Source organism: Sphingomonas sp. SRI_018 (assembly GCF_057586275.1).
This window is the reverse complement of record NZ_JBYCZO010000001.1, coordinates 40,680-64,295: the sequence shown is the minus strand read 5'-3', so window position 1 is coordinate 64,295 and position 23,616 is coordinate 40,680. Positions and strand designations below refer to the sequence as shown.

General features: G+C 69.0%; 24 protein-coding genes. 5 read left to right on the top strand and 19 right to left on the bottom strand.

Annotated elements, in window-relative coordinates; genetic code table 11:
* Positions 1 to 34: 34 nt before the first annotated feature.
* The 5 genes from AC2YHA_RS00320 to AC2YHA_RS00300 form a co-directional block, all read right to left on the bottom strand.
* Positions 35 to 928, bottom strand: coding sequence for a GNAT family N-acetyltransferase (locus tag AC2YHA_RS00320; protein WP_487399903.1), 894 nt, complete (start codon positions 926 to 928; stop codon positions 35 to 37).
* Complete coding sequence (locus tag AC2YHA_RS00315; protein WP_487399902.1) at positions 925 to 1,878, bottom strand: polysaccharide deacetylase family protein; 954 nt, start codon at positions 1,876 to 1,878, stop codon at positions 925 to 927. The genes AC2YHA_RS00320 and AC2YHA_RS00315 overlap by 4 nt, the downstream gene beginning before the upstream one ends.
* Before the next feature lie 228 nt (positions 1,879 to 2,106).
* Entirely contained in the window at positions 2,107 to 4,905 is a 2,799-nt protein-coding gene (locus tag AC2YHA_RS00310) for a DUF3857 domain-containing protein (RefSeq protein WP_487399901.1), read from the bottom strand.
* A gap of 90 nt (positions 4,906 to 4,995) precedes the next feature.
* On the bottom strand, positions 4,996 to 6,918 hold the full coding sequence (uvrC, locus tag AC2YHA_RS00305; protein WP_487399900.1) for an excinuclease ABC subunit UvrC: 1,923 nt from the start codon (positions 6,916 to 6,918) through the stop codon (positions 4,996 to 4,998).
* Between the two features lie 157 nt (positions 6,919 to 7,075).
* Entirely contained in the window at positions 7,076 to 7,483 is a 408-nt protein-coding gene (locus AC2YHA_RS00300; RefSeq protein ID WP_487399899.1) for a hypothetical protein, read from the bottom strand.
* Positions 7,484 to 7,610: 127 nt separating this feature from the next.
* On the opposite strand from AC2YHA_RS00300, the gene AC2YHA_RS00295 reads away from it, so the two are divergent.
* A complete protein-coding gene (locus AC2YHA_RS00295; RefSeq protein ID WP_487399898.1) occupies positions 7,611 to 7,778 on the top strand; it encodes a hypothetical protein in 168 nt (55 codons plus the stop codon).
* A 77-nt stretch (positions 7,779 to 7,855) separates the two neighbouring features.
* On the top strand, positions 7,856 to 8,599 hold the full coding sequence (locus AC2YHA_RS00290; protein WP_487399897.1) for a class I SAM-dependent methyltransferase: 744 nt from the start codon (positions 7,856 to 7,858) through the stop codon (positions 8,597 to 8,599).
* A gap of 98 nt (positions 8,600 to 8,697) precedes the next feature.
* Here the strand turns inward: AC2YHA_RS00290 and AC2YHA_RS00285 are convergent, their stop codons facing one another.
* The 9 genes from AC2YHA_RS00285 to AC2YHA_RS00245 all read right to left on the bottom strand — a co-directional run bounded on the left by AC2YHA_RS00285 (position 8,698) and on the right by AC2YHA_RS00245 (position 16,017).
* Positions 8,698 to 9,033 carry a hypothetical protein gene (locus AC2YHA_RS00285; protein ID WP_487399896.1) on the bottom strand — a complete coding sequence of 112 codons (336 nt, stop codon included), beginning with the start codon at positions 9,031 to 9,033 and terminating at the stop codon, positions 8,698 to 8,700.
* 202 nt (positions 9,034 to 9,235) lie between these two features.
* Entirely contained in the window at positions 9,236 to 9,823 is a 588-nt protein-coding gene (locus AC2YHA_RS00280; RefSeq protein WP_233783565.1) for a F0F1 ATP synthase subunit B family protein, read from the bottom strand.
* A complete protein-coding gene (locus tag AC2YHA_RS00275; protein WP_233783566.1) occupies positions 9,816 to 10,307 on the bottom strand; it encodes a F0F1 ATP synthase subunit B family protein in 492 nt (163 codons plus the stop codon). The genes AC2YHA_RS00280 and AC2YHA_RS00275 overlap by 8 nt, the downstream gene beginning before the upstream one ends.
* A gap of 44 nt (positions 10,308 to 10,351) precedes the next feature.
* Positions 10,352 to 10,579 carry a F0F1 ATP synthase subunit C gene (locus tag AC2YHA_RS00270; RefSeq protein WP_055984318.1) on the bottom strand — a complete coding sequence of 76 codons (228 nt, stop codon included), beginning with the start codon at positions 10,577 to 10,579 and terminating at the stop codon, positions 10,352 to 10,354.
* A gap of 50 nt (positions 10,580 to 10,629) precedes the next feature.
* A complete protein-coding gene (locus AC2YHA_RS00265; protein ID WP_487399895.1) occupies positions 10,630 to 11,412 on the bottom strand; it encodes a F0F1 ATP synthase subunit A in 783 nt (260 codons plus the stop codon).
* Positions 11,413 to 11,448: 36 nt separating this feature from the next.
* Entirely contained in the window at positions 11,449 to 11,766 is a 318-nt protein-coding gene (locus AC2YHA_RS00260) for an AtpZ/AtpI family protein (protein ID WP_233783567.1), read from the bottom strand.
* Between the two features lie 503 nt (positions 11,767 to 12,269).
* Complete coding sequence (locus tag AC2YHA_RS00255) at positions 12,270 to 12,638, bottom strand: YdbL family probable chaperone protein (RefSeq protein ID WP_233783568.1); 369 nt, start codon at positions 12,636 to 12,638, stop codon at positions 12,270 to 12,272.
* Entirely contained in the window at positions 12,638 to 12,808 is a 171-nt protein-coding gene (locus AC2YHA_RS00250; protein WP_233783569.1) for a YnbE family lipoprotein, read from the bottom strand. Before AC2YHA_RS00250 ends, AC2YHA_RS00255 begins: the two co-directional genes overlap by 1 nt.
* Positions 12,809 to 12,885: 77 nt before the next feature.
* Positions 12,886 to 16,017 (bottom strand): intermembrane phospholipid transport YdbH family protein, encoded by a 3,132-nt coding sequence (locus AC2YHA_RS00245; protein ID WP_487399894.1) that lies wholly within the window; start codon positions 16,015 to 16,017, stop codon positions 12,886 to 12,888.
* Between the two features lie 57 nt (positions 16,018 to 16,074).
* Here AC2YHA_RS00245 and radC point away from each other — a divergent pair, with 57 nt between their 5' ends.
* Positions 16,075 to 16,782 (top strand): RadC family protein, encoded by a 708-nt coding sequence (gene radC / locus AC2YHA_RS00240; protein WP_487399893.1) that lies wholly within the window; start codon positions 16,075 to 16,077, stop codon positions 16,780 to 16,782.
* A 10-nt stretch (positions 16,783 to 16,792) separates the two neighbouring features.
* Here the strand turns inward: radC and AC2YHA_RS00235 are convergent, their stop codons facing one another.
* The 3 genes from AC2YHA_RS00235 to AC2YHA_RS00225 form a co-directional block, all read right to left on the bottom strand.
* The gene (locus AC2YHA_RS00235; protein WP_487399892.1) at positions 16,793 to 17,599 is read right to left on the bottom strand and encodes a phytanoyl-CoA dioxygenase family protein; all 807 of its coding nucleotides are present in this window, start codon (positions 17,597 to 17,599) and stop codon (positions 16,793 to 16,795) included.
* A gap of 181 nt (positions 17,600 to 17,780) precedes the next feature.
* Positions 17,781 to 18,350, bottom strand: a complete 570-nt coding sequence (locus tag AC2YHA_RS00230) for a septal ring lytic transglycosylase RlpA family protein (protein WP_487399891.1) — start codon at positions 18,348 to 18,350, stop codon at positions 17,781 to 17,783.
* A gap of 109 nt (positions 18,351 to 18,459) precedes the next feature.
* A complete protein-coding gene (locus AC2YHA_RS00225; protein ID WP_233783574.1) occupies positions 18,460 to 18,954 on the bottom strand; it encodes an EF-hand domain-containing protein in 495 nt (164 codons plus the stop codon).
* Positions 18,955 to 19,164: 210 nt separating this feature from the next.
* Between AC2YHA_RS00225 and purB the strand changes: the two genes are divergently transcribed.
* Entirely contained in the window at positions 19,165 to 20,478 is a 1,314-nt protein-coding gene (gene purB, locus AC2YHA_RS00220; protein ID WP_487399890.1) for an adenylosuccinate lyase, read from the top strand.
* 159 nt (positions 20,479 to 20,637) lie between these two features.
* Here the strand turns inward: purB and AC2YHA_RS00215 are convergent, their stop codons facing one another.
* Positions 20,638 to 20,973, bottom strand: coding sequence for a winged helix-turn-helix transcriptional regulator (locus AC2YHA_RS00215; RefSeq protein WP_487399889.1), 336 nt, complete (start codon positions 20,971 to 20,973; stop codon positions 20,638 to 20,640).
* Positions 20,974 to 21,092: 119 nt separating this feature from the next.
* On the opposite strand from AC2YHA_RS00215, the gene AC2YHA_RS00210 reads away from it, so the two are divergent.
* Complete coding sequence (locus AC2YHA_RS00210) at positions 21,093 to 21,668, top strand: NADPH-dependent FMN reductase (protein ID WP_487399888.1); 576 nt, start codon at positions 21,093 to 21,095, stop codon at positions 21,666 to 21,668.
* A 762-nt stretch (positions 21,669 to 22,430) separates the two neighbouring features.
* On the opposite strand, the gene dnaJ is transcribed toward AC2YHA_RS00210, so the two are convergent.
* Positions 22,431 to 23,546: a molecular chaperone DnaJ gene (gene dnaJ / locus AC2YHA_RS00205; RefSeq protein WP_233783578.1), complete on the bottom strand. Its 1,116-nt coding sequence runs from the start codon at positions 23,544 to 23,546 to the stop codon at positions 22,431 to 22,433.
* Positions 23,547 to 23,616 lie beyond the last annotated feature (70 nt).

Here is a 23,616-nt window from a genome sequence, read left to right as displayed (position 1 = left end):
CGTCGCGGTCCCCCTCCCCGTGCCGGGGAGGATCTTAGCCCCGTCGCAGCCGCTTCACCCGATCCTGCAAACCGATCCGCCCCACCGCCTGCTTCGCCAACGCCACCGCCCGGTCGAAACCCGCCAGCGCCGCCACCACCGCACGGTTCGCCGCGGTCGGCCGGAGCAGCAGCAGGTCGACGCATTCGATGCCACCCGTCGCCATGCTGCGCTTGTGCTGCCCCTCGCCTTCGGTGAAATCGAACCGGCTGAATCCGCCTTCCGCGAACAGGTCGCGCATCGCCTCGAGCTGGAGCACCGTGCCGGGCGACAGGTCGTTGCAGGCCGGGTCGTGCCCGACATATTCGTAAATCACCGTCCCCGCCTGCACCGGGCAATAGAGATAGGCGACGGGCCGCCCCTCCACGAACAGCAGCCACGCCCGCACCGCACCAGCCGCGGCCTGCGCCAGCATCCCGGCGACGAACTCGCCATCGTCCGGCAGGCCCATGCCGAGCAGCCGTTCCTGATAGGTCCGTTCAGCGATGCCGCGCGCGATAGCGTGGAATGCCTCCAGTTCCTCGGGCGTGCGATAGGCGCGCACGTCGGGGATGCCGATCCGCTTGAGCTTGCGCTTGAAGCCGGAGCGCGTGTTGCCGGAGAGGCCCGCCCACCATGTGTCGAAGCCGGTGGTGAGATCGGCATAATAGCGGGTGTAGCGCTGCCGCACGAAGGCGATCATGCCGCCCGCCGCGAGCTCCGGCACCAGTGCCGCCGGCAGCGAGGTCACGAAATAGCCGTCGCCATCCTCCACCGGGGGCAGCGGCGGCATGCGTCCCGACAGCGCGTCGTCCAGCGACAGCGGCACGCGCCGGAGCTTGCGCCGCACCGACAGCAGCGTCCGCGCACCGATCTGGAACCTGAGCGGCAGCGATGCGGCGGCGGTCATGCCGCGCGTTCCTCGATCAGGTTCGACCAAAGCTGCTCGGCCTGCCGCCAGCCGGTACGCAGCAGGCTGGCGCCGAGCGGGACGTCCCCCTGCCCGAGCGCCAACGCGGGTCGATCGGCGAAGTGAGCGGTCGGCAGCGTGGCGCGCCGGGTCGAGAGCAGCCGGCATAACGCCTCGAAGCGCGCCACATGCACGCGGTTGGGCCGCGTTCCTGCCCGGTTGGCGAGCTCGAAGCTGTGGCCGACGATCGTCACCGCTGCGTGTCGCTCGCGCACGGCATGGTCGAGCGCAGCATGCATCTCGCCGGCCGACAGCGCGCAGATTTGGAAATGACGGAGCCGGCCGGCACGATCCTCGATCACCGTCACCGGGACTTCGACGATCCCGCGATGCACGATCGGCGCGATCTGCGCACGCGGCAGGCCGACTGCACTCGGCCAGGGATGCTCGCAGCCGTTGTGGCTGCTGTCATAGGCGAATCCCAGCGACGCGAGCGCTGCCAGCGTGTCGTCGTTGGCGGCATAGCTGCCGGCGCGGAAGGCGACCGGCACCGGCGCGCCCGCTTCGACCAGCAGGGTGCGGGCTCGGTCGATCATGGCGCGCTGCTCGATCGCGGAGAGATCGGTGAGCTCGAACCGCCCATGGACCGCCCGATCCTTCGCATTGGCGCCGGCCCAATTGGGATGGAGATGAAGCTGCACCTCCTGCCCCGCCGCCAGGATCGCCTCCACAATCGGCCGGATCGCATCGATCCCGTGCACCAGCGCCGGCATCGGATCGACGAAGAAGGTCGCCTTCAGTCCATGCGCCGCCAGCCGATCGAGTTGCCAGCCGATGCCGACGCCCGCCGGCTCCAGCGACCGCGCCGCCATCGCGGCCACGTCGAGCCCGGCGGCGTGATGCCCCCATTTGAGCTCGGTATCGATCGTCAGGAAAACCGGCGTCACCATCGCGCCGCCCTAGCCGCATGGGAGTGAAGGAAGCGGTAACGCGCCGGATGAGGTGCGGTAGCGGAAATCCCGATCCTCCCCCGCCAGGGGGAGGTGGCAGTCCCCGCGAAAGCGGGGATTGACGGAGGGGGAGGACGGCGACCCGCTATCGGCGTGCTTCCTCCCCCTCCGTCACGCTTTGCGTGCCACCTCCCCCTGGCGGGGGAGGATCGGAAGGGTCCGCTTCGCCTAATTCGTGATCCCGTATTTGCGATAGTCGCGGTCGATCTGCGGCGAGATGAGGCGTGCGCCAGTCAGGTCTTCCGCCGCCTGCGCCGTGTGGCCGAGCTGCTTGTTCACCACCGAGCGCATGAACAGGCTGGCGGCCTGCGCCGGCGCCACGTCGAGCGCGGCGTTGAGGTCGGCGAGCGCGTCGTCCAGCCGCCCCATCCGGAAATAGACCAGCGCCCGGCTGTCGAGTATTCCCGCCGGCCCCTCTGCAAGCTCGATCGCCTTGGTGCAGTCCTTGAGCGCGGTGTCGAGCGCCAGGTTGCGCGTGCCCTTGAGCCAGCAGCGCTCGTTGAGCAGCGTCGGGTCGCCCGGACGCTCGGCGAGCGCGGCGTCGAGCGTCGCGATCGCCTCCGCCGCGGCGCCGGTGTCCGCCTGCACCTCGGCCTTGGCGGCGATGACCTGGAACCGTTCCTTGCCGCCCTGATCGATCCGCTCCTGAAGCAGCTTGAGCGCCACCGCCCCGTCCCCGCCATCGGCCTTGAGCGAGGCCAGGCTGTTCAGCGCGGCGGTCGAGGACGGATCGAGCGAGCGCGCAGTCTCTATGTCCGCCAGCGCCTTCGCATTCTCTCCGATCGCACGATAGAGGCCGGCGCGGCGCAGATAAATGTCGATCGTCGGCTCGATCTCGATCACCTTGCCGAGATCGGCGATCGCGCCGCGATAGTCGTAGGTGCCGGCGCGGAAGCTCGCGCGGCTCTCGTAACCGGTCGCCTCCTTGGGATCGGCGGCGATCGCCTGTGCGAACATCGCTTCGATCGGCTTGAAGCGGCCGTCCTTCTGCGCCGCCAGCACCTGTTTCCAGCGCGGCGGCATCTCGGCGGGGGCGACCAGGCGGAGAAGGCGGCTCTTGGCCAGCGCCAGCCGCGCGCGCACCGCGGCGACCTCGGCCGGCGCGATCTCGGTGCCGAGATTGTCGATCCGGTCCTCGACGGTGACGACGCCGTTCGCCAGGCTGCTGGTGCGGGAGACCATGCTGCCGGCCAATGGCCCCGACAGCGTCTGGTCGCCCTCGAAACTGTAACCTGCGCCGCCGTCCGGCAGGCGCACAGTGGTGCGGTAGAGCAGGCTCGCCGGTCCGGCGGTCGCGACCGGGATGTCGCGCCACGCCGGGCGGGCTCGATCGGGCTCGAACTCCAGGCCATTCACGACGCGGTCGAGGTCGAGCCGGTAGCGCTTCTGCTCCCGCGACCACCAGGTCGTGACCAGGCCGGACGCGGTGACCACAACCGCCCCCGCGGCCGCATCATAGCGGATCGCACTATCGCCGATCTGGGTGTCGCCAAGATAGCTGCTGATCGCGCTGCGGATCAGGTCGCGCTTCTGCTCGGGCTTGGCCTGGCTGGCGGCGTCGTTCAGCGCCGTCGCCATCGGCCCGCGCATCGTCACCGTCGCCTTGAACAGCATCGGCAGGTCGAGGCCGGCGCTCTGGTCGAAATCGATCGCGACGGCGATATCGGGCCGGGCATTGGCATGGATCGGCAACGGCATCAGCTCCGCACCGCCAAGCCGGAGCGGAAGCACGGTGCGGAACGGCGGCGTGTCGCCGATATCGGCGAGCCGCGCACCCGCGCCGGTGCCGTCGAGCCACAGCGATCGCCCGCCGATCGCGGCGCGCACCAGCACATGATCGAAGGCGCCCGCCGTCGGCAGCCGCTCGCTCACCACGCCGCCGAGCTGCACGCTCGCCAGCACCGGCTCCGCCTCGATGTCCATCGCGTGGAGCAGTGCGAGCAGCAGCAGCGTCTTGGCCTTGCAGTCGCCGTATTTGAGCTGCCAGGTGTCGGCCGGCTTCTGGGGCACATAATTGCCACCGTTCATGCTGACCGCGAGATAGCGGACCTTGTCCTGCGCCAGCTCCAGCGCACGCTGCGCGCGCTTCAGCGGATCGGTCTCGGCCGCCTTGATCCGGTCGACCTCGGCGGCGAGCGGATCGCCGGGCTTGATCAGCCCTTCGGTCGCATAGAGCGGCGCCATCGTCCGCGAAACCTCCGCCCAGTCGGCGAAGTCGCCGACGTCGAGCAGCGGCGTCTTCAGGAAGCGCGGCGGGGCGTCGCTCGGCTGATCCTCCGGCTTGGATAGCGGCAGAGCGAGGACGAGCTCACGTTGGTCGCCGACCGTCTTCACCACCGGCTTGGCGGTGTCGGTATAGGCGCGCCATTGCACCTTGTTCGCTGTCGGCCACAACAGGCGCACGCGTCCGAAGCCGACCGGCATCGGCTCGGCCAGCAGCGGGATAATGCTCTGCAACCGCCCTTTGAGCGCCGGGTCGGCCCGGGTGATCGAGAAGCTGACGCGCAGCACGTCGCCGATCTGGAGCCCCTGGACAGGTAGGGTCGCCGTGAGCAATCCGGTGAGCTGGAGCTGCTCGAGCCCCTCTTCGCGGCGCAGCACCTGGAACGGCTCGCCGCCCTTCACCAGGTCGATATGCTCGCTGCCGCGGATGATCTCGGCGCGGTGGATGATGAGGTCGCCCTTGTCCGGCATCCACGGCAGCTTCACGGTGCCGATCTGCGTCAATATCTGGGACGAGCTGGCCCGCATGGCGAGATCGGCATAGCCCCAGACGGTGCCGTCCTTCAGCAACTGCTGGGCGTCGGCGATCACCATCACCGGTCCGTCGGCGCCGAGCTTGGCCGGATCGATCGGCGGCGCCGGCGTCACCCAGGCGGGCGCCGGTCCGTAGAGCGGCTTGTCGCCGGCATGAGCACTACCCGCCGCACACAGCAGAGCCGTGGCGAGCGCAACGCGCGAAAGCATGAAGAACCCCCGTCCCAAAAACGGGCCATCGTAACGCGCGGCATCGGCAGCGCCAAGCGGGCGCGAGAATGCCGTCAGTCCCGATCCAAGTCAGCGCGCGTGGTAGAAGTCGTAGACCTGCTGCGCCACTGCCGCCGAGACGCCGGGCGCCTTCTTGAGGTCCTCCAGGCTCGCCGCCTTCACCGCCCGCGCGGTGCCGAAGTGCATCAGCAGCGCCTTCTTGCGCGCCGGGCCGATGCCGGGGACCTCGTCGAGCGGGCTGGCGCCGATCGCCTTGGCCCGCTTCTGCCGGTGCGCGCCGATCGCGAAGCGGTGCGCCTCGTCGCGCAGGCGCTGAAGGTAGAACAGCACCGGCGAGTTGACCGGCAGGGTCAGCTCCCGGCCGTCCATCAGGTGGAACACCTCGCGCCCCTCGCGGCCGTGATGCGGGCCCTTGGCGACGCCGACCAGGCACACGTCCTCGATGCCGAGGTCCTCCAGCACCGCCTTCACCGCGTTGAGCTGCCCGCGTCCGCCGTCGATCAGCACCAGGTCGGGCCAGGTGTCGCCTTGGCGGTCGGGGTCTTCCTCCTGCGCGCGGGCGAAGCGGCGGGAGAGCACCTCGCGCATCATCGCGAAATCGTCGCCGGGCACCGTCTCGGCGCGCTTGATGTTGAACTTGCGGTACTGGTTCTTGCGGAAGCCCTCGGGTCCCGCGACCACCATCGCGCCGAGCGCATTGGTGCCCTGGATATGGCTGTTGTCGTAGACCTCGATGCGGTCGGGGGGCTCGGGCAGCTCGAACAGCTCGGCGATCTCGCGCAGCAGCTTCGCCTGGGTGGTCGATTCCGCCAGCCGCCGGTCGAGCGCTTCCTCGGCATTGCGCTTGGCCTGCTCCATCAGCCGCCGCCGGTCGCCGCGCTGGGGCACGCTCAGGCTCACCTTGAAGCCGGCGCGCTCGCTCAAGGCCGTCGCGAACAGCTCCGCCTCGCCCAGCACCCGGTCGACCAGCACGGTCTTCGGCGGCGGCACCTCTTCGTAGAACTGCATCAGGAAGGCGGCGAGCACCTCCTCCTCCGGCACGTCGGCGGTGTGCGTCGGGAAGAAGGCGCGGTGCCCCCAGTTCTGCCCGCCGCGGATGAAGAAGGCCTGGACGCCGTAGATGCCCGACTTGCATGCCATCGCGAACACGTCGGCGTCGCCCACCCCTTCCGCGTTGATCGCCTGGCTGCCCTGGATGAAGGTGAGCGCCTTCAGCCGGTCGCGGTAGACCGCAGCCAGCTCGTAATCCATCCGCTCGGCCGCCTCGGTCATCGCGGCGCCGAGCTTGGCCTGCACCTTGGTCGACTTGCCCTGGAGGAAATCCTTGGCGTCGGCGACCAGCTCGGCATAGCCCGCCGCGTCGATCCGCCCGACGCACGGCGCAGAGCAGCGGCGGATCTGGTAGAGCAGGCACGGCCGGTCGCGCGTGTTGAAGAAGCCGTCGGTGCAGCTCCTGAGCAGGAACAGCTTCTGCAGCGCGTTGAGCGTCTTCCTGACCTGCCCCGCCCCGGCGAACGGCCCGAAATAGTCGCCCTTGATTCGCCGCGCGCCGCGGTGGAGCTGGACGCGGGGGAACTCGTGGTCGGCGCGCAGCAGGATGAAGGGGAAGCTTTTGTCGTCGCGCAGCAGCACGTTGTACGGCGGGCGGAAGCGCTTGATCAACTGCGCCTCGAGCAGCAGCGCCTCGGCCTCGTTGTTGGTGGTGACGATCGTCATCGACCGCGTCTGCGCCACCATCCGCTGCAGCCGCTTCGAGAGGCGCGCGACCTGGGTGTAGTTGGTGACGCGGTTCTTGAGCGCGCGCGCCTTCCCGACATAGAGCACGTCGCCCCGCGCGTCCTGCATCCGGTACACGCCCGGCCGCGTCGGCAGCGTCTTCAGCACGTTGCGGATCGCCGCCACGCCGGCATCGAGGTCGGGCGCATCGGCGCCGCGGACCGCGTAGGTCGCCTTCTCCTCGTTGAATCGATTGGGGGAATTGGGCTCGGACATCGCCGAGCGATTTAGGCCCGGCGGTGCAGGGCGGCAACGTGTCGTGCGCTTAAGTCTGATCCGAGGGCGACATCAGTGCTCCTGCGAAGGCAGGAGCCCAGGCCGCAAGCGACAGCCCGTGATCCAGTGCTCCTGCCTTCGCAGGAGCACGTAGTTTCTAAGGCCGATCCCTCCCCTCCCCCGGCACGTTGCCCGCCGCCTCCCGCACGGCCGCCTCGCCTTCGACGCCGGTCGCCGGATAGCCGTCGCCCGTCTCCGGATCGCTATCGAAGTCCTCGCCCGCCGCGCCGCCGCCTGCGCCCGATCCCGCACCGTGCACCGCGCCGGTCGCGGGGTCGAACCACGCGCGCCGGCCGTTCTCGGGCGGAATGTCCTCGCCGCCGGCCGGTGCGGCCGCACGATCCTTCTCCGCAAGGCCCGGATGGACCTGCCCGCCGGGCGCACGCCGCCGCTCCAGCTCCTCGCGATCGCGATGATAGTCCTGGCCCGAATAGCCGGTGGACACGTCGAAGGCATTCCGCTCGCGCCGTTCCGGATCGACGCGCCGTTCGTCTGCGTCGTCCATGATCACCTCTCCTCGTCACCCGCCGTCTCGCAGGGTCAACGGGCGGCGCGATGCCGACGTTCCGCCACGCGCGACGGAACGTCCGTTCCGGCCGCGCTTTCCTACTCGGGGCCCTGGGAGACGTGTCATGCCGGAAGAACGACCCAGCAACCGCCGCCTCGGCCGCGCGGCGGTCCTCGTCGTCGGGATCGTGCTGCTGATCGTCGTCGCGATCTTCGTCACCTTCAACATCTCGCACTACAAGGATGCGAGGAACGAGCAGACGACGGCGAACGGCGCACCGCCGGCGCGCTGACGGGCCTCCGCCGACGGTAGCATTTCATTCCGCCCGCGAACGGATTAGCCTCCGCTCATCAGGAGAGGAGTCGTTCGATGAAGCGTCTGTTCGCCGTCATGCTGCTTGCCGCCGCACCCGTTGCGCTTGCTGCCCAGACCGTCACTCCCGCCATCAAGGCCGCACTCGCCGATCCGGCGCGACCCGCCGACCAGAAGGCGCGGGACGAGGCGCGGCATGCGGGTGAGATTCTCGCCTTCGCCAGGATCAAGCCGGGCGACAAGGTCGCCGACTTCATCATGGGCGGCGGCTATTGGACGCGCATCCTGTCGCCGCTGGTGGGGCCCAAGGGCCATGTCTACGCCTACCAGCCCAAGGAATTCATCGACTTCCGCGCCGCCTATGCCGACGAGCAGAAGGCGGCGGTGGCGGGCCGCGCCAACGTCACGGCGAGCAGCGATCCGCTGGCGTCCTTCGCCTTCCCCGAGAAGCTCGACGCGATCATCACGGTGCAGAACTACCACGACCTGCACCTCAAGGCCGCCCCGCCGGGCGCGGCCCTCGCGATCACGAAGAAGCTCTACGATGCGCTGAAGCCGGGCGGTACGCTGCTGGTGGTCGACCATGTCGCCAACCCCGACCCCGGCTTCGCGGTGCCGCAGACGCTCCACCGCATCGACCCCGCCGCCGCGCGCGCGGAAATCGAGAAGGCCGGTTTCCAGTTCGACGGCGAGCTGCCGGTGCTGCGCAACCCGGCAGACCCGCATACGGCCAGCGTGTTCGACCCGTCGATCCGCGGCAAGACCGATCAGTTCGTCTATCGGTTCAGGAAGCCGGCGTAGCTTCCCGCTGTCATCCCGGCGCAAGCCGGACTCTCATGCAATTCGCCGTACGCTTGCGGCTTGAGATCCCGGCTTTCGCCGGGATGACGGTTGGAGAGTTACTTGACCGCCTCGAGCGCGGCCTTCGTCTTGGCCATCACCTCGTCGGTGATCTTGCCGCCCGCCATCGGCTGGAGCTGATTGAGGCTCATCGACTTGAACATCTCATAGGCCTCATGGGTGGTGAGGCCCGGCATGGTCTCGTCCAGCGCCTTCTTGCCGGCCGGATCGGCGGCGATCGTCTCGATCGGGGTATCGAGCGTGAATTTGGGCGCGGCCGCCGGCGTGGCCGGCGCCGTCGTCGCGGCTGTCGTGGGTGCGGTCGCAGCGGGCGCAGTCTGGGCGAACGCGGGCGTTGTACCGGTGAGGGCGGCGAGCAGCAGGACGGTCTTCATCGGCAAGGAGCCTCCATGCGAGGACTCGGCCCGACTGCCGCCCCTCGCATGAGGTTGCCTAGCCCGCCGGCGATCCGACGGGAAGCCGCCGGAGCCCGTTCGGAGCAAGAAGTTCCGTGCTCCTGCGAAGGCAGGAGCGGTGGATCACGAAGGTCCCGCTTGCGGCCTGGGCTCCTGCCTTCGCAGGAGCACTGACGCGATTTCAGTTGAGCCGGCCGATCCCTGCGATCGTCTTGTCGACGAGCGCCTTGTCGGCTTCGGCGCCATGCTTGTCGGCGATCAGCGCGCGCGCCGCCTGGGTGGCGGCATCGGCCGCCTTGGCGCGGACCTCGGCGAGCGCCGCGCGCTCGGCGGCGGCGATCTTGTCCTCGGCCATCTTGGTACGGCGCTTGACCAGCTCCGCGGCATCGGCCTCGGCCTTGGCGACCAGCGCCTTGGCCTCGTCCTCGGCATGGGCGACGATCGCCTGGGTCTGGTTCTCGACGTCGGCGATCTTGCGCGCATATTCGTCGCGCAGCGCCTCGGCCTCGGCGCGGAGCTGCCTGGCTTCCTCGAGCCGCTGGCGGATCGCCGCGATCTGCTTGTCGAGGCCAGCCGTCAGGAGGGCCGGAACCTTCTTCCACAAGAGGATCGCGAGGAAGGCGAGCATCGCGATCGATACCCACACCGTCGCATCGAGCACGCCGAACAGCGCCGGCTCGGCGTGGTGCGCGGGAGCGCCGCCGTGCGCCTCGGTCGTGGCGGTGCCGGCCTCGTGGCCTTCCGCGGGTGCGCCGTGCGAATTAGCCATTGAGCGCCGCCTTCACTGCCTTCTTGGCGTCGGTCTTGGTCACCTTGGCGCCCGACAGACGCTGGACGATGTCCTGCGCCGCCTCGACGGCGACCTCCTCGATCTCCTTCATCGCCTCGGCGCTGGCCGACGCAATGCGCGCCTCCGCCTCGGCGATGCGGGCATTGGATGCCTCACCCGCCTTGGCGAGCTTCGCCTCGGTCGAGGCCGACGCCTTGGCGCGGGCCTCGGCGAGGGTGCGCTGGGCACGCTCGCGCGCGGCGTTCTCCTCGACGCGCCAGCGTTCCTCCTGGGCATCGGCGTCGGCACGCGCCGCCTCCGCCGCCCTGAGGTCGGCCGCGACCGACGCGTCGCGCGCGTCGATCGTCGCCTGCACCTTGGGCACCATGCCGCGGCCGACGACCACGAACACGATGCCGAAGGTGACGATCAGCCAGAAGAGCTGCGAGGCCCAGGTGGCCCCCAATTGCGCGATCTGAGGCATTGCAATCCTTCAGACCGGAGACGAGCTCCGGCCCTCAAGTCCTGTTACGCGACGAAGATCAGGATCATCGCCACGACGAACGCGAGCAGGCCCAGCAGCTCGGCGGCGGCGAAGCCGATGAACAGGCGGCCCTGCTGGCCGTCGGCGGCACCCGGGTTGCGCAGCGCGCCCTCGAGGAACGAGCCGAACACGTTGCCCACACCGATCGCGGCCATGCCCGCACCGATGGCGGCGAGACCGGCACCGACGAGCTTTGCTGCTTCTGCGTCCATTTGAAAAACTCCTGCGTGAAACTTTTTGGGGTTGGGTACGAACGGAAAACTCAGTGCAGATGCTCGGCGTCGTTGATGTACAGCGACGTGAGCAGCGCGAACACATAGGCCTGGATGCCGGCGACCAGCAGCTCCAGCGCCGAGATGCCGACCATCAGCGCGAAGCTCGGCACCCCGACCAGCAGGCCATAGCCCGCGCCGGCATTGGCCGAGTTGATCACGAAGCCTGCCAGCACCTTCAGCAGCACGTGCCCGGCGGTCATCGCCACGAACAGTCGCAGGCCCAGGCTGAACGGGCGCACCATGAACGACACGAACTCGATCGGCGCGATGATCGGGATCATCACCAGCGGCGTGCCGTGCGGCACGAACAGGCTGAAGAAATGGAGGCCGTGCTTCCAGAAGCCGACCACCAGCACGATCGAGAAGGACAGGATCGCGAGGATGCCGGTGATGGTGAAATGGCTGGTGAAGGTGAAGGGATGGATGCCGAACACGCCGAGCGGCAGCAGGCCGAGGATGTTGGCGAACAGGATGAACATGAACAGCGAGAAGACGTAGGGCAGGTACTTCCGCCCCGCCTTGCCGATGTTCTGCGCCAGCATCGAATCGATGAAGCCGACGAAATTCTCGACCAGCATCTGGCCGCGGCTCGGCACCAGCTGGCGCCGCATGCCCATCAGCATGAACGCCCACAGCGCCACCACCGCCACGCACATCCAGGCGGCCGAATTGGTGAAGGCGATCTGGTGTCCGCCGATGGTGAAGCCGTCCCAGATCGTCTGCACCTCGAACTGGTGCATCGGGTCGATCTTGCCAGAACCTGCCGCCACGCCTGTGAGCCCCAACTGTTACGACAAACGCCCGAATCACTTCGAGCGTTTGGATGAAATCCGAATGATGTTCCTGAAGGCCGCCGCGATCCCGAGGAACAGGAGGCCGAGCAGGAACCATGGGGAGGTGCCGAGCAACCGATCGAGCACCCAGCCGATCAGCGCCCCTCCGACCATTCCGCCGATCAGCTCGGCGAGCACGCGATTGCCGAGGCGATAGCCGTCCTCGCCCGTCTCGCGTCCTTCGCCGGACCTGATCGCCTCCTCGGATTTCGCCTTCGCCAGTCGCTCATCGAGCGACGTCAGGCGCGCGTCCTCTGGGAGGGGGTCCAGTCCGGGCTCGTTCTCCGCCAATGCGTTACTCCGTTTCCAACGGGCAGCACAAAAGCCGAGCGGCGAGCCCGCCAAGGCATGCGCGCTTTAGGAAGGGGGGCGGCCCGAGTCAACAATTGCAGATACTGCAAGCTGCGGCCGCTCGGGGACCGGTGATCGACGGAGGGTCAAATTACAAATTTGAAAGTGGCCGGTCCCCGGAAGTCGCAGCTATCCTCCGATCGCCCACCGCATCCACGTTTCGGGTGCAAATCAATGGGCGGAGGGAGGTGACGCTATGTGAACGATGATACCGCCGCGGTCATCATCGGCGCCGGTGCGCTGATGGTAGCCTTTGCCACCTTGGTGTTGAAAATCATCGAGGTGGCCCGCTCCAAATAGCGGCGGGATGGGGTCGAGCTGGCACTCGGCCCCTGAACGTGAAGACCCCGGCCGCTGGCACGACCGGGGTCTGGAGGTGATCTATGTGAATCTTCAACCGCCGCAGCTGATGTAGCGTGAAACGTCCTGAAATTCAATTCCGCTCACACGCAGCGCGGGTCGCGCTCCGGTGGGCCGGCATCGCGCTTCTTCCAGGCGCCGGAGGGCGTCTGGTACATCTCGCCGGGCTTGGTCTGGGCGATCAGGTTGCAGCCGGAGACGAAGGCGAACTGCTCCACCGTCGCGCCGTTGGCGGCGCCCTTGGTATAGGCGGCCTTGCGCTGGATGTTGATGTTGTTGACCAGCGCGCGCAGCTCCGGCGTCGCCGCGCCGACCACGCCGATATAGCCGTCGGGCTGCTCGCCCACCTTGCCCGCCGCGCGGGCGGCGGCATAGGCCGGATCGCGCTGCGCCAGCGCCGTGCCCGACACGGCGCCGAGCGCCACTGCCGCCAGGATGATCGTTCGTTTCATCAGAAAATCCCCGGATTCTGCTGGATCAGCGACTTCGCCTCGCCGTCGAGGCGATAGACCACTTCCTGCGTGATCGAGATGTTGAGATTGATGACGATCGGCTTGTCCGGCGCGGTCACGTTCACGCAACCGCCCGTCATCATCACCGTCGCCGCAGCTGCGCCTGCCATCATCCGTCTCGTCATCGTTCCCATGCTCGCGCGGAACGTCCGCGCACTCAATCCTATTTGCTCTTGGCCTGTTTCGCTCATGGCACTTTCCCGCTTTCGGAGGGCTGAATGGGAGTCGCAGGCGTCCGCGGCTGCTCCTGCCGCCGCCGCTGCTCCTCGAGCAGCGCGGGCAGGTTGCGCTGGATGAGCAGCGACGGGTCGTAATAGGAGCGCACCGAATCGACGAGCTGGCGGAAGGGCGCGCGCACCTGCACGTTGAACACCAGCGGCAGCCGCGCCAGCCGGCGGATCAGGAAGTTGCTCTTGGTGCCCTTGCCCTGGCTCAATCCGGCGAAGCGGATCTCGGTGATCATCTCGCCCGCCAGCGGTCCGTTCATCGTCAGCTCGAGATTGCGGTAGTCGAGCGACTTCAGCGCCTGGAAGGCGAGATTGCCCCAGGTGCCGAGGTCCTTCTGGCTGACCTCCCCGACATAGGCGAGGTTGCCGCCGGTGCGGGCGGTCAGATGCCCGTTCTCGATCCGGCCGCCGCTCTCGTCGAACACCATCGGCAGGACGCCGTCGAAGACGCCGGTGGCGTTGAGGTTCTTGAACTCGAACTGCTGGAGGAACTGCCCGGCATCGACGCCGGTCACGCGAAAGGTCATCCGCCGCACCTGCTTGGCGGAGAAGTCGAGCACGGTCGGCTCCAGCACCAGCTCGCCGCCCGCAAAGGGCCAGCGTCCGCCCTCGATCTGCACTCTCTCGGGACTGAGCAGGCGATAGCGCACCGTCCCGTTCTCGACCGGCACGCCGGGATTGACCGTGGCGATCGTCGCCACCTGCCCCGGCGCCGTCACCATGCCGAGCAGGTCGCTGAACGCGACCTCGCCCTTGAGCCCCGTCACCGGCCCGAAGGCCGCGGCGAGATCGGTCCCGTCGGTCGCGAACCGTCCGCTGCTGGTCACGCCGTCGCCGCTCCAAGCGATGTCGCCGCGGCCCGAGACGCGGCCGTTCACCGCCGCGATCACGCCGAAGGTGAGCGGCGTGAGATCGTCGGGCTGCAACCCCTTCTCCGCGAAGGCGATCCCGGGCACCACCAGCGCCGCCTGCCCCGTTCCGCTCGACAGATCGTGGCCGAGCGTCACATCGGCGACCTTGCTGCCGTCCTTCGGCGTATGGAGCGTGCCGGCGGCCTCAATCCGGCCGTCGATCAGCGTGAGCGCGACATCGTCGCTCCGCAGCGGCTTGAACCGCGGCTGCGGCGCCGCGTCGGCGACCTGGAGCCCGCCTCCGAGCGTCAGCCGGCCGCCTGCAAGCCGCCATGTCCCGGCTCCGTCGGACAGCAGCAGCGGCACATTCCCGATCTGCCCGTTCGCGCCTTCGAAGCGGCCGGCGACGCCGGTGCCTTCGAGACGGCCGGTGAGCCGCGCGGCGTCGATCCGCGTCAGCCGCTCGGGCGTACCGAGCCGCGCCGCGACGTCGGCGAGCACGAAATCGCGCTCTCCGAACGCCAGGTCCGCGCCGGTGGCGGCAAGGGTCAGCGGCGTGCCTCCGATCCGGCCGGAAAGGCGCGGCGCGGCGATGCGCGTCCCCCCGCCGATCCGGCCGCCCGCGACGGTTAGGAGCGCCGGCCCGCGCGGGCACAATGTCAGCTGCGCCGGATCGAGCGCCAGCCCCGCCACTGCGAACCGCTCCCAGGACAAGGGCACGCAGTGCGGGTTGAGCGCGAGCGTGCTCCCCCGCCAGCGCGCCTCGATCGGCAGCCGCAGACCGTCGACGCGGCCATCGCCGAGCGGGCCGGACAACGTCGCGACGGTCGCGACTTCGGTCACACCTGCGCTCCCTGCGCGAAAGGTGACCGGCGCCAGCGCCAGCCGCGCGCCGAGCGCCTCATAGGGCGCGGCGACCACCCGGCCGGCGATGGCGCCGCCTTCCTGCCGGAGCGCGGCGTCGAGCGTGGGCAGGCCGCCGCCGCGCACCGCCAGGCTGCCGCCGAGCGAGATCGTGCCGAACCGCAACGCGTTGCCGCTCAACATCGCCCGCGCACCGCTTGCCGAGGTGGCGCCGAGACGTTCGACCGCCACCTCGCTGCCCTGGGCACGCACCTGCGCCACGACGTCGAAGTTCCGCCCCGCCGCGCCGAGTGCCGAGGCCAGCCGCGCCACGAGCGGGCCGATCGGCGTTCCCGCTCCGGTATCGCGATAGCCGGCGATCATCCCCAGCATCCGCCGGTCCGCGGCAGCGCCGGCGGCGCGCAGCGTTCCGGCGAACTGCAACCCGTCCGCTCCAATCGCATAGCGCCCGCTCGCACGCGCCTCGCGGCCGGCTACGCCGGGAACGGCGAAGCCGCCGCTGCCGATGTCCAGCGTCCCCGCGGTCCGCCGCGCGTCGCCTGCGAAGCTGACCGTGCCGCGCACCCGCGCGACGCCCTGCTCCGGCGCACCCACCATCGCCGCCCCGATCGCCTGCGCCTCGCCCTGCCAGCGGTCGAGCCGCTCGCCGAGCGTCACCGCCACGTCCGCGCCCGGCGCCGTGACCTTCGGCATCCCCTTGCAGGCCAGCGCATCCGCGGCGACCGGTCCGGTCAGCGTCGGCTTGCCGCCACGGATGCGGACAGCGGCTACCATATGCGGCCGCACCGCCCGGCACCCGCCGCCGCCGAGCGCATAGGCAAAGGCGGCGACGCGCCCGTCGAACCCGTCGTCGAGCCGTCCGCGCCCGGCGATCTTGAACCCGACCTGCCCGTAATCGGTGGCGAGCCGCACGCGCAGGTCATCGATCCGCGCGCCGAGCCGCGGCAGCGCGAAGGGCTTGCCGGAGGGCGGCGGCAGCAGCCGGTCGATCGCGCCGAGCGACACGCTTCCGTCCACCAGCCGCGCCTTGAGGAAGGCGTGGCCGACCGCGATCCCCGTCACCTCGGGGCCGCCAAGCCCGATCCGCGTGTAGACCTCGACCCAATCGGCGGTGAGGTCGGGATCGCGCGGATCGCCGATCACGATATCGGTGAGCCGCTGCGTGCCGAATCCCACGTCGGCGATGCGGTAGCGCGCCGGAACGCCGCGCTTCGCCAGCTCGTGCGCCACGAGATCCTCGGCGATGCCGCGCCGCTGCCACCAGGCGAGCCCCGCTGCGACCGCGACCAGCGCCAGCAGCATGCCGAGCCCGCGCAGCGGCCGGCGCCAGCGCCGCCGCCGCTGCTTCGTCTCCGTCGCCGCCTCTTCGTCGTCCACCCGCGCTCCCGCGCCCGCATTGCGCGGGGCTCATGCTCCCCCTAACCTTGCCCGCCGATGGACGTTCCCGCAACCAAGCCGACCCCGCAGCCGAACGGCGATGCCACCGGGCATCGCGCACGCCTGCGGCGCCGGCTGTTCGAAGGCGGCGGCGACGCGCTGCTCGATCACGAGCTGATCGAATATCTCCTCGCCCTCGCCATCCCGCGCCGCGACACCAAGCCGCTCGCCAAGGCGCTGCTGCGCGAGTTCGGCGGCATCGGCGGCCTGCTCGCCGCCGACGGCGAGGCGCTGGCGCGCGTGCCCGGGATGGGCGAGACCTCCGCCGCCGCGATCAAGATCGCCCATGCCGCGGCGCTCCGCCTGCTCCGCGCCGAGGTGATGGAGCGGCCGGTGCTGTCCAACTGGCAGGCGCTGCTCGACTATCTGCGCGCCGACATGGCGCACCACGGCGTCGAGCGGGTGCGGGTGCTCCATCTCGACAGCCGCAACCGGCTGCTGCGCGACGAGCTGATGAGCGAAGGCACGATCGACGAGGCCGCGCTCTATGCCCGCGAGGTGATCCGCCGCGCGATCGACCTCAAATCGACCGGCATCATCCTCGTCCACAACCATCCGTCCGGCGACGCCAGCCCCAGCCGCGCCGACATCGACGTGACCCGCGCCATCGCCGATGCCGGCAAACGCCTCGGCATCGCGCTCCACGACCACATCATCATCGCCGCCGGCGGACATACGAGCCTCAGGGCGCAGGGGCTGATCTAGGGGGCCAGGTTCAGCCAGTCCTCATGTCCTCGACCGCGATCCGGATCGCCTGCTCGACCAGCGAATAGTCGCCGTCCGGCCGATCGATGCGGATCGGCTCGCGCGGAAGCAGCGGAGGCTGCGCCAGGAAGCGCGGCTCGGTTCCGCGGTGCCGCTGCGCCGCGTGGACGAGGAAGGGGTGGCACAGATAGACCGTGCCGGCCTCGCCGACAGCCGACACCTCCGGCCGATGGGCCGATCCGGCGAAGCCGTCGGCCGCCAGCTCGCGCAGGGTCAGCCCTGCCTCGCCGGCCGGCGCGAGCTGGCGCGCGATGTCGATGTGCGAACCCACCCGGATCCGCGTCGGAGCATCGTCGGGTCCGACGTCGGAGAACAGGAACAGCATGAGCAGCGCCCGGCCCCTGCTGACGATGTTCGCGCGCCATTCCATGAAGTCCGGATTGTCGTCGCCGAAGCTCACGTCGATGTGCCAGCCGTCGTCGCCGGGATCGGCGGACGAGGGAAAACGCACCGGAAAGGTGCCGAGCGCGCCGCGCGGCAACCACCGGCCGGGTCCGACGAGCTGGTCGAAAGCGGCGTGAAGCAACGGCTCGTTCGCCGCCGCCCGGAAGGGCGGCTGGCCATAGTGCCCGAGCCGTGCGACCGGCCGGGTCCAGGTCGAGGGGTCATCCGGATCGCAGCCGGTGTCGCGCCACAGGATCGTGCGTGCTTCCTCCGCCAGATTTTTCGGAAAGGCTCTGTCGATGCGGACGAAGCCGTCGTTGATGAATGACGTGATGGCGGCGGCGTCCAGCGCGCACCTAGGTTCAGATCCCATGATGTGTTCCAATCGGATGTGCAGGCGTTCGCAGCGGCGCCGCCAGGCATCGCCGTTCCAGGTTCTCGTCATCCGCTCAGGTGAGCGGGAACGCTGCCGCGCGATTGAAAGCGATGAACATCATGGCGCCGTCCAGCATAGGAACGGCTCCGGCCGATGCAAGCCGTTGGGGACTTTGCGACTAATATCCCGCCGCCGCGAGCTGTCCTCTGAGGTTCTGCAGCACCGGCTCCGGCACCGGCGGCAAGTCGCGCGCAGGCTTGCCGTGGCGCAGGCGTTCGCGGTCCTCCTCCGACGGCTCGACCCGCCGCACCCGCACCGCCGCATGGCCCTGTGCCTTGATGCCGAGCTGTTCCGCAGCGCCGCGCGACAGGTCGATGATGCGCGGGCCGCGCACGAAGGGGCCGCGGTCGTTGACCCTGACGATGATCCGCCGCCCGGTCGCCAGCGCCGTCACCTCGACATAGGTCGGCAGCGGCAGGGTGGTGTGCGCCGCGGTGATCCAGCCGGGGCGGAAACGCTCGCCGCGCGCGGTGCGATTGCCGGATTCGTTCCCGTACCAGCTCGCATAGCCCAGCATGTCGTAGGTCGGATCGGCGGCCGGCACATAGGTCGTGCCACGGACCACATAGGGCCGTCCGATCACCGTCGGCGTATCGCTCACCGGCCGGAAATTGCCGCCCGCGCAGGCGGACAGCATCAGCGTCGCCATCGCCGCGCCACCGATCCGCGCCCTTGCCAAGTCCCGCATGGCGGAACCCTAGAAGCTCGCCTGGGGCCGGGCAACGTCCAGGCAAAAAACAACCGCCGGATTCCGAGGAACCCGGCGGCCGCTCCAGGGAGGAGCTGGGGAGTTGGGCTTAGTCGCCTGATACGCTCTTCGACAGATAGGCGGTGAGCTCGTCCTTGGAGACCTGCGCCGACTTGTCGGTGTCGGCCGACGCGAAGGCGCCGTTCACCCAGCTCTTGGTGGCCGGATCGTCGGGCTTGGTGGTCGGATCGCTCGCGGTCTTGAGCGCGACCATCCAGCTGCCGAACTCGGTCTTGTCGAGGTTGCCGTCCGCGTTCTTGTCGTAGGTCGGGAACTCCTGGTTCACGATCTGCGCGACCTGCGCGGCGGCACTCGCGGGTTGACCGGTCGCCGGCTGCGCCGGTGCGGTCTGCGCCTGGTCCGCAGTGGTCGGCTGCTGCGTCTGCGCGGCGGCCGGATCCTGCGCGTCGGGCGTGGCCGTCTGCGGCGTCGAGCTATCCTGCGACAGGGCAGGCCGCTGGACACTCTGCTCGGTCGGCGGGGTCGTCTGCTGAGTGCTGGTCGAAGGCACCTGATCCTGGGCCAGCGCAGGCACAGAAATCATCACCGCACTTGCAAGCAAAACACTCTTCAACACTATGAATCTCCTTAAGATAAATCGACACTCTTCTTTTAAAGAAGAGATAGGAATGCTTCCCTGGACAGCAAATGAACAACGAAGGATTTCATCCTGTAGTTCCTTCGCTTCGCCGTTTGGCGCAGGCATTCGCCGATGCTAGGAGCCGATTCGTCGCGTACCCCTGAAAGGAGTCCCATGGTCCCCCGCTACTCGCGGCCTGAAATGGCTGCGATCTGGTCCCCCGAGGCCCGCTACCGCATCTGGTTCGAGATCGAGGCGCACGCCACCGACGCGCTTGCCGAGCTGGGCGTGGTGCCGAAGTCGGCCGCCAAGGCGCTGTGGGACTGGTGGGCGACCGACCCGGCGATCGACGTCGCCGCGATCGACGCGATCGAGGCGGTGACCAAGCACGACGTCATCGCCTTCCTGACCTGGGTCGCCGAGAATGTCGGCGAGGACGCCCGCTTCATGCACCAGGGCATGACCAGCTCCGACGTGCTCGACACCTGCCTGGCGGTCCAGCTCGCGCGAGCCAGCGACATCCTGCTCGCGGACCTGGATGCGCTGCTCGCCGTGCTCAAGCGCCGGGCCGAGGAGCACAAGCTCACCCCCACCATCGGCCGCAGCCACGGCATCCATGCCGAGCCGGTCACCTTCGGCCTCAAGCTCGCCGAGGCCTATGCCGAGTTCAGCCGCGCCAGGACCCGCCTGCTGGCGGCGCGTGCGGACGTCGCGACCTGTGCGATCTCGGGCGCGGTCGGCACCTTCGCCAACATCGACCCGCGCGTCGAGGAGCATGTCGCGGCGAAGCTCGGCCTCACGGCCGAGCCGGTCTCGACCCAGGTGATCCCGCGCGACCGGCACGCGATGTTCTTCGCGACGCTGGGCGTGATCGCCAGCTCGATCGAACGGCTTGCGACCGAGGTCCGCCACCTCCAGCGCACCGAGGTGCTGGAGGCCGAGGAATATTTCTCGCCGGGCCAGAAGGGCTCCTCGGCGATGCCGCACAAGCGCAACCCGGTCCTGACGGAGAACCTGACCGGCCTCGCCCGCATGGTCCGCTCGGCGGCGATCCCGGCGATGGAGAATGTCGCGCTGTGGCATGAGCGCGACATCTCGCACTCGTCGGTCGAGCGTTTCATCGGCCCGGACGCGACCATCACGCTCGACTTCGCGCTGGCGCGCCTCACCGGCGTGGTCGACAAGCTGCTCGTCTATCCCGAGCGGATGCAGAAGAACCTCGACCGCATGGGCGGGCTCGTCCATTCGCAGCGCGTGCTGCTGGCGCTGACCCAGGCCGGCGTCAGCCGCGAGGACGCCTACCGCCTCGTCCAGCGCAATGCGATGAAGGTGTGGGAATCGGACGGCCAGCTCTCGCTGCTCGAGCTGCTCAAGGCCGATCCGGAGGTGACCGCGGCGCTGTCGGCGGAGGAGATCGAGGACAAGTTCGACCTCGGCTATCACCTGAAGCACGTCGACACGATCTTCGCGCGGGTGTTCGGCAACTAACCCCTCTCCCTCTGGGAGAGGGAGGGGCCCGCTCGGCGTCAGCCGAGTGGGAGGGTGAGGGTGACCACGCTGGCCGTAGGCACCCTCACCCTCCCGCAGCTTCGCTGCTCCTTCCCTCTCCCAATGGGAGAGGGACAGTGTGGGAGAGGGACAGTGGCTTCAAGCCGCCTCCTCCTGCGCCGCATCGAATCGCCGCCGCGCCGCGTCGATCGCGGCGACGTTCGCCTGCGCCCACTGACCGAGCGCCGTGACCGGATCGCACAGCGACCGCCCGAGCGGCGTCAGCGCATATTCCACCTTGGGCGGGATCGTCGGATAGACGGTCCGCGTCACGAAGCCGTCGCGCTCCAGCCCGCGCAGCGTCAGCGTCAGCATCCGCTGCGAGATGCCCTCGATCGACCGCTGCAGCTCGCTGAACCTTTTGGTCCCATCGCGCAGCAGCATCACGGTGAGGATGCTCCACTTGTCCCCCACCCGCGCCAGGACCTGACGCACAGGTGTGCAGCGCTCATGCGTGTGCCTGGGTTCCGAAAATGTGCCTTCTTGTTCCGTCATCGCCACCACACCATTGCAGCCTTTGTTACTCAACGTAACCATGAAAGGCTGAACATTCCATGCTCGACATCGCCCTCATCATCGGCACCACCCGTCCCAACCGCTTCGCCGACACGCCGGCCAGCTGGATCGTCGAAGGCGCCAAGGGCCGGGACGACCTGAAGCTGACGGTGCTCGACCTGCGCGACCAGGGCCTGCCGTTGTACGAGGAACCCGCCTCGCCGCTGTTCACCGGCGGCGTCTATTCCAATCCCGCCGCCGAGGCCTGGCGGCACCGGATCGGCCAGTTCGACGGCTATATCGCCACCGCCGCCGAATATAACCACGGCCCCACCGGCGCGCTCAAGAACGCGCTCGATTCCGCCTTCCTCGAATGGCGGCGCAAGCCGATCGCCTTCGTCGGCTATGGCGGCGTCGGCGGCGTGCGGGCGATCGAGCAGCTCCGCACCGTCGCGATCGAGCTGCACATGGCGCCGATCAAGGCCGAGGTGAACATCACCATGGAGCCCTTCGTCGGCGTGATGATGCACGGCAAGACGCTCGACGATTACGACCATCTCGTCACCGCCCGCGCCACGCTGTTCGACGAGCTCGCCTGGTGGGGCAATGCGCTGAAGGCGGCGCGCGGGAAGTAACGCCCGCTGCACGCGACGATTGCGTTTCCTGCAATCGTAATAATCCTGTTTGCCATTGAAACTTTATTGCGGAGGCGTATTCATGCTGCACCGCAACAAAGCGGTTGCCGGGCCACCTTCTGCGGCCCGGCGCAAACAGGAGACCCACCATGCGCAACTTCGAAGCGTCGGCGTTCGGCGCCGCCGTGATGGTTGCCCAGGCGCTGGTCATCGCCGCGATCTTCGCGGCCTAAGTCAGCCCTGGGCGATTCCCGCCTGTCCCGCCCCACGAGGGGTGCGGACGGGCGGAAACGGCCCTGGTTCCTGACATTCAGGTTTCTGCGGCGGCGGCCGGTGATACGGCAAGCCACGGCGGTCGCTTGCAAGCTCCAGCTTGACCAAAAGTTGACCGAATTGACTCTGCTGCGTCTGTGCGAGCCGACGCAACACGGAGGAAATCGACAGGGTCAAAGAGCGGGGCCGATGCCTGCGCACATCGGACCGCACGAGCCAAGCAAACGAAATCCTACATTGCAAGGGCGCTGGGTGGCCGGCGTTCAGCGCCGAGATTTCGTCCGACGCTGCCAGCTAGGGCCGATCGACATCTGAACTCTGAGCCTTGCCTAGCCCCAACACCAGCCCGTCACCCGGCCTTGTGCCGGGGTCCACTGGGCCTCATGGGCTGTGCTTGAGCCTCTCGTCCGGTCCTTGCCTCCCGGTGGACCCCGGCACAAGGCCGGGGTGACGAAGTGGAAGATCGCATTCCCAAAGGTCGATCCGCTTTTAGCCCCCGACCGCCTTGCGTACCTTGGCGAAGAAGCCGGTCGCTTCCGGGCATTCCTCGCCGGTTTCGGTCTCGCGGAACGCTTCCAGCAATTCGCGCTGGCGGGCGGTGAGCTTGGTCGGCGTCTCGACCTCGATGCGCACCACCAGGTCGCCGCGGCCGCGGCCCTGCAGCACCGGCATGCCGGCACCGCGCTGGCGGACTTCCCGGCCCGACTGCGTGCCGGGCTGGATGCGGATCGCATGGGCGACGCCGTCCGGTCCCGGGATCTCGATCGTGCCGCCGAGCGCCGCGGTGGTGAAGCTGATCGGCGCGCGGGCGTAGAGCGTGGTGCCCTCGCGCTCGAAGATCGGGTGCTGGCGCACGTGGAGGAAGATGTAGAGGTCGCCGGCCGGCGCGCCGCGCGGTCCCGCCTCGCCCTCGCCGGCCAGGCGGATGCGCGTGCCGTCGTCGACGCCGGGCGGCACGTTCACCGCCAGCGTCTTGGTCTTCTCGACCCGGCCCTCGCCGCGGCAGCGGCTGCACGGATCGGAGATGACCTGGCCGGCGCCGTCGCAGCTCGGGCAGGTGCGCTCGAACACGAACGGGCCCTGCTGCGCGCGCACCTTGCCGATGCCGTGGCACAGCGAGCAGGCGCGGCTGCCGGTGCCGGGCGAGGCGCCCGAGCCGTGGCAATGGTCGCAGGGCGCGGAGACGTCGACGGTGATCTCGGTCGCCTTGCCGTGGAAGGCGTCCTCGAGCGTGATCTCCATGTCGTAGCGCAGGTCCGCGCCGCGGCGCGGCTGGCGCGCGCGGGCGCCGCCGCCCATGAACTCGCCGAACACGCTCTCGAAGATATCGGAGAAGCCGGCGAAGTCCGCGCCCGGCCCCGCCCCGCCGCCGCCGTTGCGGAATGCGGCATGGCCGAAGCGGTCGTAGGCGGCGCGCTTCTGCGGGTCCTTGAGGCAGTCATAGGCCTCGCTGACCGCCTTGAACTTGGCCTCGTGGTCCTTGCAGCCCCCGTTCTTGTCGGGGTGGTATTTCATCGCGAGCTTGCGGTACGCCGATTTGATCGTCGCCTCGTCGGCGGTGCGATCGACCTCAAGCAGCTCGTAATAGTCGACTTCGGTGCTCATTCAGGGCCCCCGCCGGTCCATCCCCCCTCCGTCACCCCGGCGGAAGCCGGGGTCTCAGGCGACATGCGAT